At 57.7% G+C, this 16,789-nt stretch carries 15 protein-coding genes and 1 pseudogene; 8 read left to right on the top strand and 8 right to left on the bottom strand.

Translation table 11 applies throughout. The features are described from left to right. Positions 1-135 precede the first annotated feature (135 nt). The 3 genes from ATI02_RS31365 to ahpF all read left to right on the top strand — a co-directional run bounded on the left by ATI02_RS31365 (position 136) and on the right by ahpF (position 3,457). On the top strand, positions 136-1,068 hold the full coding sequence (locus tag ATI02_RS31365) for a site-specific integrase (protein WP_095187244.1): 933 nt from the start codon (positions 136-138) through the stop codon (positions 1,066-1,068). A 138-nt stretch (positions 1,069-1,206) separates the two neighbouring features. Next, positions 1,207-1,770, top strand: a complete 564-nt coding sequence (gene ahpC / locus ATI02_RS31370) for an alkyl hydroperoxide reductase subunit C (RefSeq protein ID WP_007958941.1) — start codon at positions 1,207-1,209, stop codon at positions 1,768-1,770. 124 nt (positions 1,771-1,894) lie between these two features. Next, complete coding sequence (gene ahpF, locus ATI02_RS31375; RefSeq protein ID WP_100848339.1) at positions 1,895-3,457, top strand: alkyl hydroperoxide reductase subunit F; 1,563 nt, start codon at positions 1,895-1,897, stop codon at positions 3,455-3,457. A gap of 85 nt (positions 3,458-3,542) precedes the next feature. On the opposite strand, the gene gloA is transcribed toward ahpF, so the two are convergent. Then, a complete protein-coding gene (gene gloA / locus ATI02_RS31380) occupies positions 3,543-4,064 on the bottom strand; it encodes a lactoylglutathione lyase (protein WP_095187242.1) in 522 nt (173 codons plus the stop codon). Between the two features lie 140 nt (positions 4,065-4,204). Here gloA and ATI02_RS31385 point away from each other — a divergent pair, with 140 nt between their 5' ends. Further along, positions 4,205-4,723 carry a DUF4946 domain-containing protein gene (locus ATI02_RS31385; RefSeq protein WP_100848340.1) on the top strand — a complete coding sequence of 173 codons (519 nt, stop codon included), beginning with the start codon at positions 4,205-4,207 and terminating at the stop codon, positions 4,721-4,723. Between the two features lie 217 nt (positions 4,724-4,940). Here ATI02_RS31385 and ATI02_RS31390 read toward each other — a convergent pair whose 3' ends face one another. The 3 genes from ATI02_RS31390 to ATI02_RS31400 all read right to left on the bottom strand — a co-directional run bounded on the left by ATI02_RS31390 (position 4,941) and on the right by ATI02_RS31400 (position 8,062). Then, positions 4,941-5,306: a histone-like nucleoid-structuring protein, MvaT/MvaU family gene (locus tag ATI02_RS31390; RefSeq protein WP_095187240.1), complete on the bottom strand. Its 366-nt coding sequence runs from the start codon at positions 5,304-5,306 to the stop codon at positions 4,941-4,943. Between the two features lie 233 nt (positions 5,307-5,539). Then, positions 5,540-7,075, bottom strand: coding sequence for an EAL domain-containing protein (locus ATI02_RS31395; protein ID WP_100848341.1), 1,536 nt, complete (start codon positions 7,073-7,075; stop codon positions 5,540-5,542). A gap of 114 nt (positions 7,076-7,189) precedes the next feature. After that, on the bottom strand, positions 7,190-8,062 hold the full coding sequence (locus tag ATI02_RS31400; RefSeq protein WP_100848342.1) for a LysR family transcriptional regulator: 873 nt from the start codon (positions 8,060-8,062) through the stop codon (positions 7,190-7,192). 77 nt (positions 8,063-8,139) lie between these two features. Here ATI02_RS31400 and ATI02_RS31405 point away from each other — a divergent pair, with 77 nt between their 5' ends. Together ATI02_RS31405 and hppD are read left to right on the top strand one after the other, a co-directional pair. Continuing rightward, positions 8,140-9,087: a DMT family transporter gene (locus tag ATI02_RS31405; RefSeq protein WP_095187237.1), complete on the top strand. Its 948-nt coding sequence runs from the start codon at positions 8,140-8,142 to the stop codon at positions 9,085-9,087. A gap of 244 nt (positions 9,088-9,331) precedes the next feature. Beyond that, on the top strand, positions 9,332-10,408 hold the full coding sequence (gene hppD, locus ATI02_RS31410; protein ID WP_100848343.1) for a 4-hydroxyphenylpyruvate dioxygenase: 1,077 nt from the start codon (positions 9,332-9,334) through the stop codon (positions 10,406-10,408). A 113-nt stretch (positions 10,409-10,521) separates the two neighbouring features. Here hppD and rarD read toward each other — a convergent pair whose 3' ends face one another. The 3 genes and pseudogenes from rarD to ATI02_RS31430 form a co-directional block, all read right to left on the bottom strand. Further along, positions 10,522-11,403 carry an EamA family transporter RarD gene (gene rarD, locus ATI02_RS31415; RefSeq protein ID WP_100848344.1) on the bottom strand — a complete coding sequence of 294 codons (882 nt, stop codon included), beginning with the start codon at positions 11,401-11,403 and terminating at the stop codon, positions 10,522-10,524. A 234-nt stretch (positions 11,404-11,637) separates the two neighbouring features. Beyond that, positions 11,638-12,650: pseudogene (locus tag ATI02_RS31425) on the bottom strand (aldo/keto reductase). Positions 12,651-12,719: 69 nt separating this feature from the next. Beyond that, the gene (locus tag ATI02_RS31430; RefSeq protein ID WP_100848346.1) at positions 12,720-13,619 is read right to left on the bottom strand and encodes a LysR family transcriptional regulator; all 900 of its coding nucleotides are present in this window, start codon (positions 13,617-13,619) and stop codon (positions 12,720-12,722) included. A 98-nt stretch (positions 13,620-13,717) separates the two neighbouring features. On the opposite strand from ATI02_RS31430, the gene ATI02_RS31435 reads away from it, so the two are divergent. Continuing rightward, the gene (locus tag ATI02_RS31435; protein ID WP_100848347.1) at positions 13,718-14,074 is read left to right on the top strand and encodes a VOC family protein; all 357 of its coding nucleotides are present in this window, start codon (positions 13,718-13,720) and stop codon (positions 14,072-14,074) included. Between the two features lie 77 nt (positions 14,075-14,151). Here the strand turns inward: ATI02_RS31435 and ATI02_RS31440 are convergent, their stop codons facing one another. Continuing rightward, a complete protein-coding gene (locus ATI02_RS31440) occupies positions 14,152-15,462 on the bottom strand; it encodes an MFS transporter (RefSeq protein ID WP_095187232.1) in 1,311 nt (436 codons plus the stop codon). A gap of 171 nt (positions 15,463-15,633) precedes the next feature. Here ATI02_RS31440 and ATI02_RS31445 point away from each other — a divergent pair, with 171 nt between their 5' ends. After that, entirely contained in the window at positions 15,634-16,752 is a 1,119-nt protein-coding gene (locus ATI02_RS31445; protein WP_095187231.1) for a sugar diacid recognition domain-containing protein, read from the top strand. Positions 16,753-16,789 lie beyond the last annotated feature (37 nt).

Below are 16,789 nucleotides of genomic sequence, written 5' to 3' on the forward strand. Positions count from 1 at the left end.
TACGCAGTGTACCATGCCAGTTATAAAGGTAAATATTTGATAATAAAGGGGCGGGATATACTGGTATTACCCCGTGTCAGGCGGCAAAATGCATTGTTGCATCCCAGAACCAGTACGCCAGCGAGAAAACAGCCCATGAGCGATCTGGATCGCTATCTGCAAGCCGCCACCCGTGACAACACCCGCCGCAGTTATCGCGCAGCCATCGAGCATTTCGAAATCACTTGGGGTGGGTTCCTGCCGGCCACGGCTGACAGCGTCGCGCGTTATCTGGTCGAGCATGCGGGGGTGTTGTCGATCAACACGTTGAAGCTGCGCCTGTCGGCATTGGCGCAGTGGCATAACAGTCAGGGGTTTGCCGACCCCACCAAGGCGCCGGTGGTGCGCAAGGTGTTCAAAGGCATTCGTGCGTTGCATCCGGCGCAGGAAAAGCAGGCAGAACCCCTGCAACTGCAGGATCTAGAGCGAGTCATCGACTGGCTGGAGCAGGAAGCGCAGGTGGCGAAGGCGCAACAGGATCGTCCGGCACTGCTCAAGGCTTATCGCGACCGTGCGCTGATTCTGTTGGGCTTCTGGCGCGGTTTTCGTAGCGATGAGCTGTGCAGATTACAGATCGAGCATGTAAAGGCGCACGCCGGCAGCGGCATTACGTTGTATCTGCCGCGCAGCAAGGGTGACAGAGAGAACCTCGGCCAGACCTACCAGACCCCGGCACTTCTCAAGTTGTGCCCGGTGCAGGCTTACATCGACTGGATCACTGAAGCGGCACTGGTGCGCGGCCCGGTGTTTCGTGGCATCGACCGCTGGGGCAATCTGAGCGAGGAGGGCTTGCACGCCAACAGCATCATTCCGTTACTGCGTCAGGCGCTGGAGCGTGCGGGGATTGCTGCCGACCGTTACACCAGTCATTCCCTGCGCCGTGGTTTCGCCACCTGGGCGCATCAGAGTGGATGGGATCTGAAATCGTTGATGAGTTACGTTGGTTGGAAGGATATGAAGTCGGCAATGCGCTATGTTGAAGCCAGCCCCTTTCAAGGAATGGCTCGGATTACGGATAAACCGGCCTAGATAACGTTTTCTTCTATTAATACAGTCAGCTAATAGCGAAAACAAATCAGCAGCATCAGGTTTGCCAATGAGCCATCCGTCGAGTGAGTGGGTAGGATTCACCCCATCAACTTCTTAACCCCTGACGGAGAGTCATCAATGCCTATCATCAACAGCCAGGTAAAACCGTTCAAAGCTACCGCGTTCAAAAACGGCGACTTCGTTCAAGTCTCGGACGCTGACCTGAAAGGCAAGTGGTCGGTCGTGTTCTTCTACCCAGCCGACTTCACCTTCGTTTGCCCAACCGAACTGGAAGACCTGGCTGACAACTACGCTGCCTTCCAGAAACTGGGCGTAGAAATCTATAGCGTTTCCACCGACACCCACTTTGCCCACGCTGCCTGGCACAACACTTCGCCAGCCATCGGCAAAATCCAGTACACCATGATCGGCGACCCGACTCAGGTCATCTCCCGCAACTTCGACGTGCTGATCGAAGAAGCCGGTCTGGCTGACCGTGGCACCTTCGTGATCAACCCGGAAGGTCAGATCAAAATCGTTGAACTGAACGATGGCGGCGTTGGCCGTGACGCTTCCGAGCTGCTGCGCAAGATCAAGGCTGCTCAGTACGTTGCTGCTCACCCAGGCGAAGTTTGCCCAGCCAAGTGGAAAGAAGGCGAGGCCACTCTGGCACCGTCCCTGGACCTGGTCGGCAAGATCTAAGTCTGTGACACGCAACGCAGGGCGGAACTCCGCACCTACTTAAGTAAGCTGCACCGCCCAATAGAAAAGCCCGGGCGAGATTCGCTCGGGCTTTTTTTCGCCTCAAATAAAGGAAATCGCCCGTATGTTGGACGCCAATCTTAAAGCCCAGTTGAAATCGTACCTGGAACGGGTCACCCAGCCGATCGAGATCGTTGCTTCTCTCGACGACGGTGCGAAATCCCGTGAAATGCTAGAACTGCTGAAAGACGTTGCCAGTCTTTCGAGCCAGATTACTCTGATCGACAGCGGTGACGATGCACGCAAACCATCGTTCTCGATCAATCGTCCGGGTGCGGAGATCAGTCTGCGCTTCGCCGGCATCCCGATGGGCCACGAATTCACTTCGCTGGTGCTGGCCCTGCTGCAAGTCGGCGGCCACCCTTCGAAGGCCAGTGTTGAAGTCATTGAGCAGATCCGTTCGCTCAAAGGCCAGTTCAGCTTCGAGACGTACTTCTCGCTGTCCTGCCAGAACTGCCCGGACGTGGTCCAGGCGCTGAACCTGATGGCCGTGCTCAATCCGAACATCCGCCACGTCGCTATCGACGGTGCGTTGTTCCAGGACGAAGTCAACGATCGCAAGATCATGGCTGTGCCGAGCATCTACTTGAATGGTGAGAACTTCGGTCAGGGCCGCATGGGCCTGGAAGAAATTCTCGCCAAACTCGACACTGGCGCCATCGAGCGTCAGGCCGAAAAAATCAGCGCTAAAGAAGCCTTCGACGTGCTGGTCGTCGGTGGTGGCCCGGCCGGTGCTTCGGCGGCTATCTATGCGGCGCGCAAAGGCATTCGCACCGGTGTCGCGGCTGAGCGTTTCGGCGGTCAGGTGCTGGATACCATGGCCATCGAGAACTTCATTTCCGTGCAGGAAACCGAAGGCCCGAAACTGGCCACGGCGCTGGAAGAACACGTCAAGCAATACGACGTCGACATCATGAACCTGCAACGCGCCGACAAGCTGATCCCGGGCAAGAACGGCGAGTTGCACGAAGTTCACTTCGCCAGCGGCGCCACCCTCAAAGCCAAGAGCGTGATTCTGGCGACCGGTGCGCGGTGGCGTGAAATGAATGTGCCGGGCGAGCAGGAATATCGCAACAAAGGCGTGGCGTACTGCCCGCACTGCGATGGCCCGCTGTTCAAAGGCAAACGCGTTGCGGTGATCGGCGGCGGCAACTCCGGCGTTGAAGCAGCCATCGATTTGGCCGGTATCGTGTCTCACGTCACGCTGCTGGAATTCGATGTGCAACTGCGTGCCGACGCTGTGTTGCAGCGCAAACTGCACAGCCTGCCGAACGTGACTGTGATCACCAGTGCGCAAACCACTGAAGTCACTGGCAATGGTGAGAAGGTCAACGGCTTGCGCTACAAGGATCGCAACACCGACGAGCTGCGTAGCGTCGAGCTGGAAGGGATTTTTGTGCAGATCGGCTTGCTGCCTAACACCGACTGGCTCAAAGGCACCATCGAGCTGTCGCCGCGGGGCGAGATCATCGTCGATAACCGTGGAGAGACGTCGATCCCGGGCATCTTCGCTGCCGGTGACGTGACCACTGTGCCGTACAAGCAGATCGTGATTGCGGTGGGCGAGGGCGCCAAGGCTTCGCTGAGTGCTTTCGATCACCTGATCCGGACTTCGGCGCCGGCGTAAGCCCCAAGCCTGAAATGAAAAAACCCATGAGCAATCATGGGTTTTTTTATGCCTGACACAGATCCAATTGTAGGAGTGCTATCAGTTACATCGGCGCCGGCTGGATGATCTCGACCCAGTAGCCATCCGGGTCCTTGATGAACGCCAGGCTCTTCATGCGGCCATCGGTCAGGCGCTTCTGGAAGTCGCAGCCCAGTTCTTCAAAACGCGCACACGCGGCAACGATGTCCGGCACCGAGATGCAGATGTGGCCGAAGCCGCGTGGGTCGGTGTTGCCATTGTGATAGGCAAAGTCAGCATCGTTTTCGGTGCCGTGGTTGTGAGTCAGCTCCAGAATGCCCGGGATCGACTTCATCCACTCGGTGCGGGCAGCAGCGTCGGCCGGGATCTGCGCTTTGTCGACCAGAGCGAGGAAATACAGGCTGAATTCGGCTTCCGGGAAGTCGCGCTTCTCAACCAGCGAGAAACCCAGCACGCGGGTGTAGAAATCCAGCGACTTGGTAATGTCCTTCACACGCAACATGGTGTGGTTGAACACGAAATTGCGGGTTGCGCTGTCTGGCGTGGCGGTAACGCCGGGGAAGGTGTTCAGTTCTTGCAGGCTCATGAGCCCTCCGTAACAAATGGGGCGAGTGAATGGACGTAATGATACGCATGCCTGCCGGCATCGCCAAATGAAAGGGCAGGCTTGCCCTGAACGCGGGCGGGGCTCAGACTTTACGGCTCAATTCGTGAGTGCGCCCGGCAATGATCCGACTGTTCAAATCCCTGTTGGTTTTCTTTGGTTTGCTTGTGCTCGGCGCATTCGCGTCTGCGGCTGAGCCGAGCATCACCTGGCCGGCAGGCTGGGAGGTCGAGGCATTAACCGATTCTGCACCGCAGGTTTCCCGGCAGCGAGCGGTGAAAAACGATGCCGAGGGTAATCAGGTCATGGTCATGGAGTTGACCATGACTCAAGTTGAAAGTGGTCATCAGGTCAATTTGCAAGGCGTGCTGTTGGAGATGCGCAAGTCGATCCAGAAGGACTTCTTCCGGGGTGGCTATCAAAGCGTCTGCAACAAGGTGCACCCGGCGTCGCTCGGTTCGTTGTCGGCGCTGGAGACCACTTGCACCATTACAGAGAACGGACGGCATGTGTTGTCACAAACGTTGGTCGCTGCGGTCGAGGCCGACAGGGCTTATGTACTTTCCTATGCTGGGCAGGCCGAGGCTTATAAGGCGAGCGCAGACGAAATAGTCGCGGTTAAAAACAGCCTGAAACTTTAGTCATCTGTTCGCTGCGTGGCGGGGTTAGATACTCCAAGGAATTAAGCATAAAGTTGAGTAATCGTTGCCGCTGCAACATCCGGGCGCAAAATGTTTAGCCAGGTGTCAACTGCGCGTTACAGGGAGATCCAAACTTGCTCTGCGAAATTCGATGCTTTTGTTAGATATTGTCAAAAAAAAGCCCCGCATAAAGCGGGGCTTGTTTGTTGCCGTGAAATTAACCACGCAACCAGGAGTCAACGGTGGCTGCACCGTATTGCTCCTTCCAGGCCTTCAGGCCGCGATGGTTGCCGCCCTTGGTTTCGATCAGTTCGCCAGTATGTGGGTTGTGATAAACCTTGACCACGCGAGCGCGGCGGGTTTTCGGGGCTGCAGAGATTTGCAGGCCGGATTTTGCCGGATTCGGATCGAGAATGGCGATGATGTCCTTCAAGCCTTTGCCGTAGCTTTTCATCAGCCCCTGGAGCTTTTCTTCGAATTCGATTTCTTTCTTGAGCCCGGCATCGTTCTTCAGCGATTCCAACTGCTTGAGCTGTTCCTGAAGGGCCTTTTCAGCTGCGCGAAATTCAGCGAGTCTGGACAATATCTTTACTCCAATAGTGTGTTTGGCTGATACCAACCGCAAACAAAAGCTATAAGCCAAGAGCCTTGAGGCGACTCGATGATAATGGCTCACCTGCAGGTTCTACGCAGGTAGAAAAATTGTAGTAGTTAATGCGCCAAGAGTAAATCCTGACTTTTTCTTCATGTAACTACGGTGGTCTTTTGTATCAATTTGGTGCGCCTTTGTGATGCGCAAGGCTCAATTGTATTTAGTTAATGGTGACTTAATGCATTGATGAAGTCGGCGCCAGGCATCGGTTTGCCGAACAGATAGCCTTGCAGGAAGTTGACGTGATGGGCAGTCAGATAATCGGCCTGCGCCTGAGTTTCTACACCTTCGGCAACAATACCCAGATCAAGCTTGGCCGACAGTTCGATAATCGTATCGAGAATGTGCCGTGACAGCGCGTCGATACCGATCATGGCGACGAAGCTTTGGTCGATCTTGAGAAAGTCGACATTGAATGTACGCAGGTATCCGAGACTCGAGTGGCCGGTGCCGAAGTCATCAACGGCAATCATCACGCCCAGCGCATGTAATTGTTCGAACAGCTGGAGCGTGATCTCGGTCGGCTCGATCAGCTCGCGCTCGGTCAACTCCAGCACCAGATTCACGCTGTCTGGCGCGAACGCGGCGAGAAACACGCGGCAGTCGTTGACCAGTTGCAGATCCTTGCAATGGCTTGCGGTGATGTTGATACCGATGTGAAACGGTTTGTCGAAGTTCGATGACAGCGGGCCAAGCAGGGTAGCGGTCTGCTGCATCAAGGCGCGGGTCATCGGCACGATCAAACCCGAATGCTCGGCGAACGGAATAAACAGATCCGGACGCACCAGGCCTTCCTTTGGGTGGTTCCAGCGCATCAACACTTCGGCCCCCGACCACTGTTTGCTGTCGCCATGCACCACTGGCTGGAAGTACGGAATGAATTCCCCGGCTTCCAGGGCGCGAAGCATTTCATGGCTCGGCGAAGTGGAGCGCATCTGCACGACATGACCGATTGCACCCGAGACCACACCAAAAAAGATCAGCAAGCTGAACAGGGGAGGATAAACCTCGGCCATGTAGCGCCAGATTTCCCCCTTCGGAAAACCGGCTGAAATACTGAACGCGTAGCGCGAAGAGTCGAGCATGCTTTGCGCTACCGGCAGCGCAGGCAGGTCGCCGTTGTGTACTTTTCCGTCAGCGGAGAGCCAGTTATCGCCCACTTGCAGCATCAGCAATGTTTGCCGGCCGATCAGGCGCAACATGTTGCTCAGGTGATAGCCGTCCAGTGTCGTCAGCGCGCTGCCGTGACCTTCGCTGAGCCGGTAAACCAGCAGCGCAGTATTCGGCGTGACCGGATTACCGTTCATCAACCACAACTTGCCCTGGTTGTAGTCACCGGGGTTAACGGCTTCCTTATAGTCACCAAACAATGAGCTGCAATAGAGATTGTCGTCCCACACCAGATTGGTCGAGCGCACGAAAGGGCGGCGAGTGACCTGTTCGCGCAACGCCAGTTTGACGCTTTCGCACGGTTGTCCGGCCAGCGGCAGCAGCTCGTGGGCGGCCTGAGCGGTGTTGTCGAGCATCAACTCGAATTGATGCAATGCCTCTTCGGCGGTCTGCTGTGAACTGTGCTCCAGCGTACGCTCGGCCTGCATGTAAAGAATCGCGACGCCCAGCAACACCGGGAGCAGGCCACTGAGCAGCGTTACCACGAGGCGGGCGCTGCGTTTGCGGCGGGGGCTGACGGTCAACGGCATGGGCGCATCCTGTCGCGAAAAGGTGGGGCTATCGAATGCGGGCCGGTCATCGGTTCGCCGCTGGAAACATTTCAACCAGAAGGGATGATAGATGGCAGATGACGCTCGCGCCGCTCATCGGTGATTCATGCGGGCGGCCAGTTCGATAAAGGCCAGCGCTGCCGGTGAGGCCTGGCGCCGGTCGAGCACAGCGAGACCGACCTGGCGATTCACGGTGGGTACCAACGGTATTGTTACGTAATTGCGCTGTTGTGTGTCCGGCAGTGAAGCTTCGGCTACCAGGGTGATCGCGTCGCCCCGACTGACCGTGTCGAGCGTGCTGAGCAATTGCGAGCACCGATAACGGATGTTCGGTTGCAGCTTCGCCGCGTTAAACAATCTTAAAACCAACTCTGAGGATCCGGCCTCGGTGAGAACGAATGGGTCAGCACAAAGTTCTTTCAGGCTCAGCGCGGGCCGCGCCGCCAAGGGGTGCGCGGTGGGGAGCAGGGCAACCATCTGGTCCTCGATCAAGGCAAAAGTATCGAATCGTTCTTCGGGCAACACCACGAAACCGATGTCGATCCGCCGTTCTTCCAGCCACTGAATGACTTGCCGATCGGGGCCCTCATTGATGTGCACTTCAATCCCGGGGTGGGCCTCGCGATAGCGTCGCAAAATGCTCGGCAGCAACCTGATTGACGAAGTCGGCCCGAATGAGCCAATACGCAAAGTGCCACGTTTCATGCCACGTGCGTCCGCCGCTTCCTGGCGCAGCGTGTTGGCCAGACCGAGCATCGCTCGGGCGCGCAGCAATAACTGCTCGCCGATATCACTGAGTTCCACCTGCGATTGATGCCGGCGCAGCAATTCAACGCCCAGTTCTTGCTCCAGCGACTTCATCGCGTGGGACACCGCCGATTGCGAAATGCCCAGGCGATGCGCGGCGAGGGTGAATCCACGCAGCTCGGCGACCAGCGAGAAGATCTCGAGTTGAGTGAGGGTCATGAGTTTTTGCTCATTTTACGATGACTGGACATGAGGCCAATGATACGTCATCTGTCAGCCACTCAGTTTGGAGCGTCATGCCTAATGCCGAGCAAGCCCACACACCCCCATCAGACATGCCGGTGTATCTGAGCCTCGCGGCCGTCACCATGGTGTGGGGGGGAACATTTGTCGCTGGCCGGTTTCTGGCCGGTAGTCTCAGTCCGATGTTTGCTGCAAGCCTTCGATTCCTGTTGGCCAGTGCCGCGCTGCTCGGTTTCTTGTGGCTCGCGCGGATCCCCTTGGCGCGGCCGACGCCACGGCAATGGTCGCAACTGACGCTGCTCGGGTTCTTCGGCATCTTCTTCTACAACGTGTGCTTCTTTTATGGCCTTCAGTACATCAACGCGTCGCGGGCCTCGTTGATTGTTGCGTTGAATCCTGCGGTGATTGGCCTCGCTTCATGGCTGCTGTTCAAAGAGCACCTTGGACGTATGAAGGTCGCGGGTATCACGATCTGCATTGCCGGCGCCGGTCTGGTCATTGTCAGCCGTCATCCGCAACTGATGACAGCGGCACCGGATGCGTGGATGGGGGACCTGTTGATTTTCGGTTGCGTATTGGGCTGGGGTGTTTATTCGCTGTTTTCCCGCCGCCTCAACCAGACACTTGGGCCGGTGCAGACCGTGACGTACTCGATCCTGATCGGCACGCTGATGCTGTGGACATTGGCAGCGGTTCGCGGTGAATTGAGCTGGACGGCGCTGGTCCAGCTGGGCGCGGCGCAATGGCTCAGTCTGGGCTATCTCGGTGTGCTCGGCTCGGCGCTGGCCTACATCGGCTATTACGATGGCATCCGCAAAATCGGCGCCACCCGATCCGGCGTTTTTATCGCCTTGAACCCATTGACCGCCGTGATCCTCGGCGCACTATTGCTCGGTGAGCAACTGACACTGGCCATGTGTCTGGGTGGCGCACTGATCCTCGCAGGCATTTACCTGTGTAACAAACCCCTTGCACCGGCGTTGAAAAAGCGGATTTTATAGAGAGGGCAGACAACCCTGTTTACGCTGTGTAGAATCGGGTTACGCATACAATAATAATCGTCTTCTGGCAGCAGAAGCCTCGCCCGCAAGAGCCTTGGGTCGACAATGAAGATATTCGGGTTTCAACTGATCTACGGTGACTTCCTCGCCCGCAGTGTGCGTGGCATCTCCTGTGCGCCACCCACGTCTCGGCATGACTGACAAATAACCCTGGTTAATTGATAAGAAATGATGAGGCGTCACCATGGCAGATTTATACGAAAACCCAATGGGCCTGATGGGCTTTGAGTTCATCGAGCTGGCATCGCCGGTCCCTGGCACCCTGGAGCCGATCTTCGAGATCATGGGCTTCACTAAAGTCGCGACCCACCGTTCCAAGAACGTGCACCTGTATCGTCAGGGCGCGATCAACCTGATTCTCAATAACGAACCGAACAGTGTGGCGTCGTACTTCGCGGCCGAGCACGGTCCGTCGGTATGCGGCATGGCGTTCCGCGTCAAGGATTCGCAAAAGGCCTACAAGCGCGCGCTGGAAATCGGCGCCCAGCCGATCCACATCGAAACCGGGCCGATGGAGCTTAACCTGCCGGCGATCAAAGGCATTGGTGGCGCGCCGCTGTACCTGATCGACCGTTTTGGCGAAGGCAGCTCGATCTATGACATCGACTTCGTGTTTATCGAAGGTGTTGATCGCAATCCGGTCGGTGCCGGCCTGAAAATCATCGACCACCTGACGCACAACGTGTACCGCGGTCGCATGGCTTACTGGGCGAACTTCTACGAGAAGCTGTTCAACTTCCGCGAAATCCGTTACTTCGACATCAAGGGTGAATACACCGGTCTGACCTCGAAAGCGATGACCGCTCCGGACGGCATGATCCGCATCCCGCTGAACGAAGAGTCGTCTAAAGGCGCCGGGCAGATCGAAGAGTTCCTGATGCAGTTCAATGGCGAGGGCATCCAGCACGTCGCGTTCCTCTCCGACGACCTGATCAAGACCTGGGATCACCTGAAAAAAATCGGCATGCGCTTCATGACCGCACCGCCGGAAACCTACTACGAAATGCTTGAAGGCCGCCTGCCGAATCACGGCGAGCCGGTTGACCAACTGCAATCGCGCGGCATTCTGCTCGACGGTTCGTCGGAGCAGGGCGACAAGCGCCTGCTGCTGCAGATCTTCTCGCAAACCCTGATGGGCCCAGTGTTCTTCGAATTCATCCAGCGTAAAGGCGACGATGGTTTCGGTGAAGGCAACTTCAAGGCACTGTTCGAGTCGATCGAGCGTGACCAGGTGCGTCGTGGTGTACTTGCCACCGAGTAATCCGCAATTGAAATAAAAAAATCCCGACCTGCTGCGATGCAGGGTCGGGATTTTTTTTGTTTCACTCAAACCCTGTGGGAGCGAGCTTGGTCCCACATTTGTTTGCGTTGGGCTTAAGGACGGCGCTGCCGCATCAGGTGTTTAAAGCCTTCAAACACCAGCACCACAACCGCCAGCCAGATCGGTATATACGTCAGCCATTCACCCGACTTGATACTCTCGCCGAGCAACAACGCCACACCGAGCAACAGCACCGGTTCAACGTAACTCAACAAACCAAACAGACTGAACGGCAGCAATCGGCTGGCAATGATGTACACCACCAGCGCCGATGCGCTGATCAGGCCGAGCAACGGAATCAGCCACAGCAAGCCCGGATACTGATCGAACACGCCAAAGCCTTGCTCGCCACCCTGCACAAACCAGTAAGCGACCGGCAGCATCAAGGTCATGTCGACCCACAAGCCACCAAGGTTGTCGGTTTTCAGGTATTTGCGCAGAACGAAATACAGCGGGTAGCCGACCACGACCACCACCGTTGCCCAGGAAAACCCGCCAACCTGATACAACTCGTTCAACACACCTAAACTTGCGAAGAACACGGCAATCTTTTGCAGGTACGACAGGCTGTCACCGTAGGCAATCCGTCCGGTCAGCACCATGGCCAGCGGCAGCAGGAAGTAGCCCAGCGAAACATCGAGGCTGTAGCCGTTGAGCGGAGCCCACATGAATAGCCACAGTTGCACGCCGAGCAGGGCCGCAGAGACGAGCAAGGCGCCGATCAGTTTCGGCTTCGCCGCCATCAGGCGGACCAGCTCCAGCACTCGCCGCCATTCCCCGGATACCAGCATGAACACGGTCATGCACGGCACGGTCAGCAGCATCCGCCAGCCAAAGATCTCCACGCCGCTCAACGGGGTGAGCAACGAGGTGTAGTAATACATGACGGCAAACAGCACCGAGGCCGAAACCGATAAAGCGATACCTTTAGACAAACTGTCCTCGCGGGTGGGTGATCAAACGGGGCGCGCAGGATACGTGGTTTTTGTGCTGAATATTGGCCGAGTGATCAATATTCCCCACATCCTGAAGATAAGCGCAAAACCTGTGGGAGCGAGCCTGCTCGCGAAAGCGGTGTGTCAGACAACGCAGATGTTGAATGTGCCGGCCTCTTCGCGAGCAGGCACGCTCCCACAATGGATTTGTATTGCTCCCGCAATCTGCTTACTTCAAGCCTGACGCGGTTTACGGCCGACACAAAATGGCTCACATCATTGAACCCCGGCGTCGACGCATGTCCCGGTGTTACCAGCGAATCGATAAACGCCTCATCCTCGGCCGTGATCTTCACCGCCTGCGCCTTGGTGTACGCATCCCATTGGGCTTCAGTGCGCGGCCCGACAATCGCCGAGGTCACCGCGCTGTTGTTCAACACCCAGGCAATCGCAAACTCGATAATGCCAACACCACGCCCTTCGGTGTATTGCTGAATCTGCTGGGCAATACGCAGCGACTCAACACGCCATTCGGTCTCCAGAATGCGTTTGTCCTGACGTCCGGCGCGGCTGTTGGCGTCCGGCGTCACGTCTGGCGCGTATTTGCCGCTGAGCACGCCACGGGCCAATGGGCTGTAAGGCACAACGCCCAGACCATAAGTCTGTGCAGCGCTGAGCTGTTCGGTCTCGGCCTGGCGGTTGACGATGTTGTACAGCGGCTGGCTGATCACCGGCCGATCAACGCCGAGTTTATCGGCGATGCGAATCACCTCGGCAATCCGCCAGCCGCGATAATTCGACAAGCCCCAATAACGAATCTTGCCCTGACGGATCAGGTCGCCAATCGCCGAAACCGAGACTTCCAGCGGCGTGTTGTGGTCTTCGCGGTGCAGGTAATAAATGTCGAGGTAATCAGTGCCGAGCCGGGTCAGGCTGGCATCGAGTCCGTTGAAGATGTGTTTACGGCTTAAACCGCTACGGTTCGGCACACCGTCCACCGGGCCGAAACCGACCTTGGTCGCCAGCACCCATTCATGGCGGTTGCCGGCAATCGCTTCGCCGACGATCTCTTCGGAGCGGCCATTGGTGTAGACGTCAGCGGTGTCGATGAAGTTGATGCCCTGATCCCAGGCCTTGTCGATGATGCGCAGCGATTCCTCGGTGCTGGTCTGCTCGCCAAACATCATCGTGCCAAGGGTGAGGGTGGAGACCTGCAACCCCGAATGGCCCAGTGTTCGATAGCTCATGCCGAAATCCTTTTTGTCGGTGGGAGAACGCTAATCAAATACCAGATGCTTGCAATGCGGCAAAGTGAATTATCGGTTCAACCCACGGCAGCGTTCCTGCAAAAACAGCTGCAAGACTTTAACCCGTTCTGACACCTGCATTCGATGCGGGCAAAGCAGATTGAACGGCGCGCTCTCGCCTTGCCAGTCATCGAGCAGTGTCACCAGCCGTCCGGCGCGCACGTCTTCGGCGACATCCAGCCAGGCCTTGTAGGCGATGCCATGCCCGGCCAGCGCCCAGCGGCGGGCGACTTCGCCGTCGTCGCTGAGGTAGTCGCCGCGCACTTCGACTTCCAGCGTTTCGTCGTCGCGACTGAAGCGCCAAGTGTTGTAAGGCCGGCCGTTACGCAGATAGAGCAGGGCGCTGTGCTGGCTCAATTGGCGGGGATCTTGCGGCGTACCGTGGTGCGCAAGATAGTCGGGACTGGCGCAGGCAACGCGACGATGCGCAGGCAGAATCGGCAATGCCACCAGCGTCGAATCGCTCGGCACCCCGAAGCGCAGCGCGATGTCCACGGTTTCGCGAAACAGATCGGCATGCCGGTCGTTGAGCAGCAGCTGCAACTGAATACGCGGATGCTCGCGCTTGAAATCGTCCAGCCACGGCAGCAGCACATTGCGTCCGAAGTCCGAGGGCGCCGCCAGTTGTAAAGCACCGTTGAGGCCTTCGGTCTGTTGCTGCAAGGCCTGTTCACCCTCGGCCAGGGTGCCGAGCGCCAGACGCACGCTTGCAAGATAACGCCGGCCTTCTTCGGTCAGGCGCATGCTGCGGGTGGAGCGGGCGAGCAAGCGGATACCGAGGCGGGTTTCCAGGCGTTTCAAGGCGATGCTGCAAGCCGCAGGGGTCAGATCCAGATCCCGGGCGGCGGCGGAAATGCTCCCGGAATCGGCCACGCGGACGAAGATTTCCAGATCGAGAATCGAGCTCATTAGTAAAAATCCTTTAAAGATCTTTGCGTTTTAGCCGGATTTTTCCGTGATTGGCAAGCGTGGATACTGCAATCAATGAATAAGCGCAGGAGAGGAACATGACCTGGTCATTCGATCATCTGGCCTTCAACACCGCTGACGGCCAGACCTTGCAGGATAATTTCACGGCATTGCTCGGCCTTGCACCGGGGCGTCGTCCGCCATTCCCGTTTCCGGGTCGCTGGCTGTATCAGGATGCGCACGCCGTGGTGCATGTGATCGAGCAGTCGACGTTCGCCGACACCGCACTGAGCCACATCGCGTTTCGCACCGATGAGCCGGCAGAAAGGGTGTTGCAGCGGGTGCGAGAAAGTGGCTTGCCGTACCAGTTGGCGCAAGTGCCTGAGGATGGGATCTGGCAGATTTTTGTACAGATGCCGGGCGGGTTGGTGATTGAGCTGGATGCTCGCGCTTGACAGCAAAAAGATCCACGCCCGCGCCAGCCCCCGATCCCTTGGAGCTGCCGCAGGCTGCGATCTTTTGATCTTTTAAATCAAGCCCGCAACGTCCGCGTCATGCGCAACGCCAGCAAGCTGCCGGCAACAATCACACCCGCCAGCAGATACAACGCGGCATCGGTCGAGCCGGTGCTGTCCTTGACCCAACCCACCAGATAAGGGCTAAGGAACCCGGCCATTTGCCCCATCGAGTTGATCAGCGCCAAACCACCGGCAGCGGCGCCGGCGCTCAACATGGCCGTTGGCACCGGCCAGAACATCGGCAGCCCGGTCAGCGCGCCCATGGTGGCAATGGTCAAACCGAGAATCGCAATTGCCGGATTGGCTGCGAAATTCACCGCGATCACCAGTCCGATCGCGCCCATCAGCATTGGCACCACCAGATGCCAGCGGCGCTCTTTGCGCAGATCCGCCGAACGCCCGACCACCAGCATGAATACCGCTGCCAGCAGATACGGAATCGCACTCAACCAGCCGATCACCAGGTTGTCACTGAAACCGAGGTTCTTGATGATCGACGGCAGCCAGAAATTGATCGCGTACACGCCGCTCTGGATACAGAAGTAGATCAAGCCAAACGCCCAGATCGCCGGGTTCTTGAACACCGCGAGCAATGAGTCGGAGGTGGTCTTTGGCTTGTTCGCCAGGTCCTCGGCCTGATCCGCTTCGAGCACGGCACGCTCATGCGCAGTCAGCCATTTGGCATTGGCGAAGCTGTCGCTCAACAGGAAGTAGGCGAGCACCCCGAGGATCACGGTCGGAATGCCTTGCAGCAGAAACATCCACTGCCAACCGGCCAAACCGCCCTGGCCTGCGGCGAAGTGATTGAGAATCCAGCCCGAGAACGGGCTGCCGAGCAAGCCGGAGACCGGGATCGCCGACATGAACAGCGCCATGATCCGGCCACGGCGGAAGGTCGGGAACCACTGCGAAAGGTACAGCACGACGCCGGGGAAGAACCCGGCTTCCGCCGCACCGGTAAACAGACGCAGGGTATAAAACTCGGTCGGCGTGGTGACGAACAGCAGGCAGGTCGACAGCGTGCCCCAGGTGATCATCATCACGGCAATCCAGCGCCGTGGACCAAATTTGGTCAGTGCCAGGTTGCTCGGCACGCCGCACAGCACGTAGCCGATGAAGAAGATACCGGCGCCAAGGCCATAAACGGTTTCGCTGAATTTCAGTGCGTCGAGCATCTGCAGTTTGGCGAATCCAACGTTGACCCGGTCGAGGTAGTTGAACAGGTAGCAGATGAAGATGAAGGGGATTAAACGCAGGGTGATGCGTTTATAAACGGCGTTTTTATCGTCGTCGATGGTCTGGGTAGCTGCGGCGCTCTGCGACATAGCGGCTCTCTCTTTATTATGATTTTTTGCGATGCAAAGGGTAACGTTGATCGCCCTGAGAGTCTCGACCACCCTTGGCCGGATTGTCTTTGTGCCTGAGCACAGGGTTTGTCGCCAAGCCCTGTGCGCGTGAACAACCGCCCGTGCCTGTTTATAAGGATTTGCTCCGTTATGTTCGAACTCGACCACGACCTCGCTCAGGACATCGTCGACCGGGCCATGGCCATTTTGCCGTACAACGTCAACGTCATGGACAGCCAGGGCCTGATCCTCGGCAGCGGTGAAGCGGAGCGGATCAATACCCGGCATGAAGGCGCGCAACTGGTGCTGGCCAACGGTCGGGTGGTGGAGATTGACGCGCCGACTGCCATGCATCTGAAGGGTGTGCAGCCAGGAATCAACCTGCCGCTGATGCTCGACCAACGCTTGATCGGCGTGCTTGGCATCACCGGCGAGCCCGAGCAACTGCGCACTTACGCCGAGCTGGTGCGCATGACGGCAGAGATGTTGGTCGGCCAGCGCAATCAGCAGGCCGAGCAGCAATGGCGGCGGCAACGCTGCGATGACTTGCTGGCATTGCTGCTGAGTGAGGCCGGGGATTCGCCACGGTTGCTCGATGAGGCACAGCAACTGGGGCTCAAACCACAATTGACGCGGGTGCCGTATCTGTTTGAACTGGGTCTGGAACACGGGCCGGGGCAAACCGTCGATGCGCTGAGTGCCTGGCTGATGTCGCGCTATCCAGACAGCTGGTGCGTGAGTTCGGCGAAGTCGTCACTGTTGTGGTGCCGCCCGGCGAGCCAGCACATTGAACATGATCGTTTGCTGGAGAAACTCGACGGTCTGGGCTGGAACATTCTGCGCATCGCCGTGGGCGGGCAAGCGGAGGGGTTGAGCGGTTTGCGCCGGTGTTATCGACGGGTCGCGGATCTGCTCGCCTATGGCCGCGAAGTCTTGCCGCATTCCAGGTTGCTCAACCTCAATCGCTACCGATTACCCGTCATGCTCTGGCGCCATCGCAACGATGACGCGCTCGATGAACTCCTCAAGCCACTGCGCAAAGTAATCGCCAAGGACGGCAACGGTCAGTTGCTCGCGACGCTGCGCAGCTGGTGTGAACACGATGGACAGAGCCAGGCGTGTGCCGACGCGCTGGGGATTCATCGCAACAGCCTGCGCTATCGGATGGAACGGATTGCCGAGATCAGTGGGGTCGATCCGTTAAGGCTGGAAGGGATGTTGGCGCTGTACCTTGGCGTGCAACTGCTGCCGCAGACTGATCCGAGTTAATCGGCTGATGCCACTGACGCCTTCGCGAGCAAGCCCG

This window comes from Pseudomonas baetica, from assembly GCF_002813455.1.
GTDB lineage: Bacteria > Pseudomonadota > Gammaproteobacteria > Pseudomonadales > Pseudomonadaceae > Aquipseudomonas > Aquipseudomonas baetica.

What these genes read in the sequence shown, in the direction of transcription:
- ATI02_RS31440 (WP_095187232.1), bottom strand. Translation starts at nt 15,462, where the DNA reads ATGTCGCAGAGCGCCGCAGCTACCCAGACCATCGACGACGATAAAAAC.
- ATI02_RS31395 (WP_100848341.1), bottom strand. Translation starts at nt 7,075, where the DNA reads ATGCCGTTGACCGTCAGCCCCCGCCGCAAACGCAGCGCCCGCCTCGTG.
- ATI02_RS31365 (WP_095187244.1), top strand. Translation starts at nt 136, where the DNA reads ATGAGCGATCTGGATCGCTATCTGCAAGCCGCCACCCGTGACAACACC.
- ahpC (WP_007958941.1), top strand. Translation starts at nt 1,207, where the DNA reads ATGCCTATCATCAACAGCCAGGTAAAACCGTTCAAAGCTACCGCGTTC.
- hppD (WP_100848343.1), top strand. Translation starts at nt 9,332, where the DNA reads ATGGCAGATTTATACGAAAACCCAATGGGCCTGATGGGCTTTGAGTTC.
- ATI02_RS31430 (WP_100848346.1), bottom strand. Translation starts at nt 13,619, where the DNA reads ATGAGCTCGATTCTCGATCTGGAAATCTTCGTCCGCGTGGCCGATTCC.
- ATI02_RS31400 (WP_100848342.1), bottom strand. Translation starts at nt 8,062, where the DNA reads ATGACCCTCACTCAACTCGAGATCTTCTCGCTGGTCGCCGAGCTGCGT.
- ATI02_RS31435 (WP_100848347.1), top strand. Translation starts at nt 13,718, where the DNA reads ATGACCTGGTCATTCGATCATCTGGCCTTCAACACCGCTGACGGCCAG.
- gloA (WP_095187242.1), bottom strand. Translation starts at nt 4,064, where the DNA reads ATGAGCCTGCAAGAACTGAACACCTTCCCCGGCGTTACCGCCACGCCA.
- ATI02_RS31445 (WP_095187231.1), top strand. Translation starts at nt 15,634, where the DNA reads ATGTTCGAACTCGACCACGACCTCGCTCAGGACATCGTCGACCGGGCC.
- ATI02_RS31385 (WP_100848340.1), top strand. Translation starts at nt 4,205, where the DNA reads ATGATCCGACTGTTCAAATCCCTGTTGGTTTTCTTTGGTTTGCTTGTG.
- ahpF (WP_100848339.1), top strand. Translation starts at nt 1,895, where the DNA reads ATGTTGGACGCCAATCTTAAAGCCCAGTTGAAATCGTACCTGGAACGG.
- ATI02_RS31405 (WP_095187237.1), top strand. Translation starts at nt 8,140, where the DNA reads ATGCCTAATGCCGAGCAAGCCCACACACCCCCATCAGACATGCCGGTG.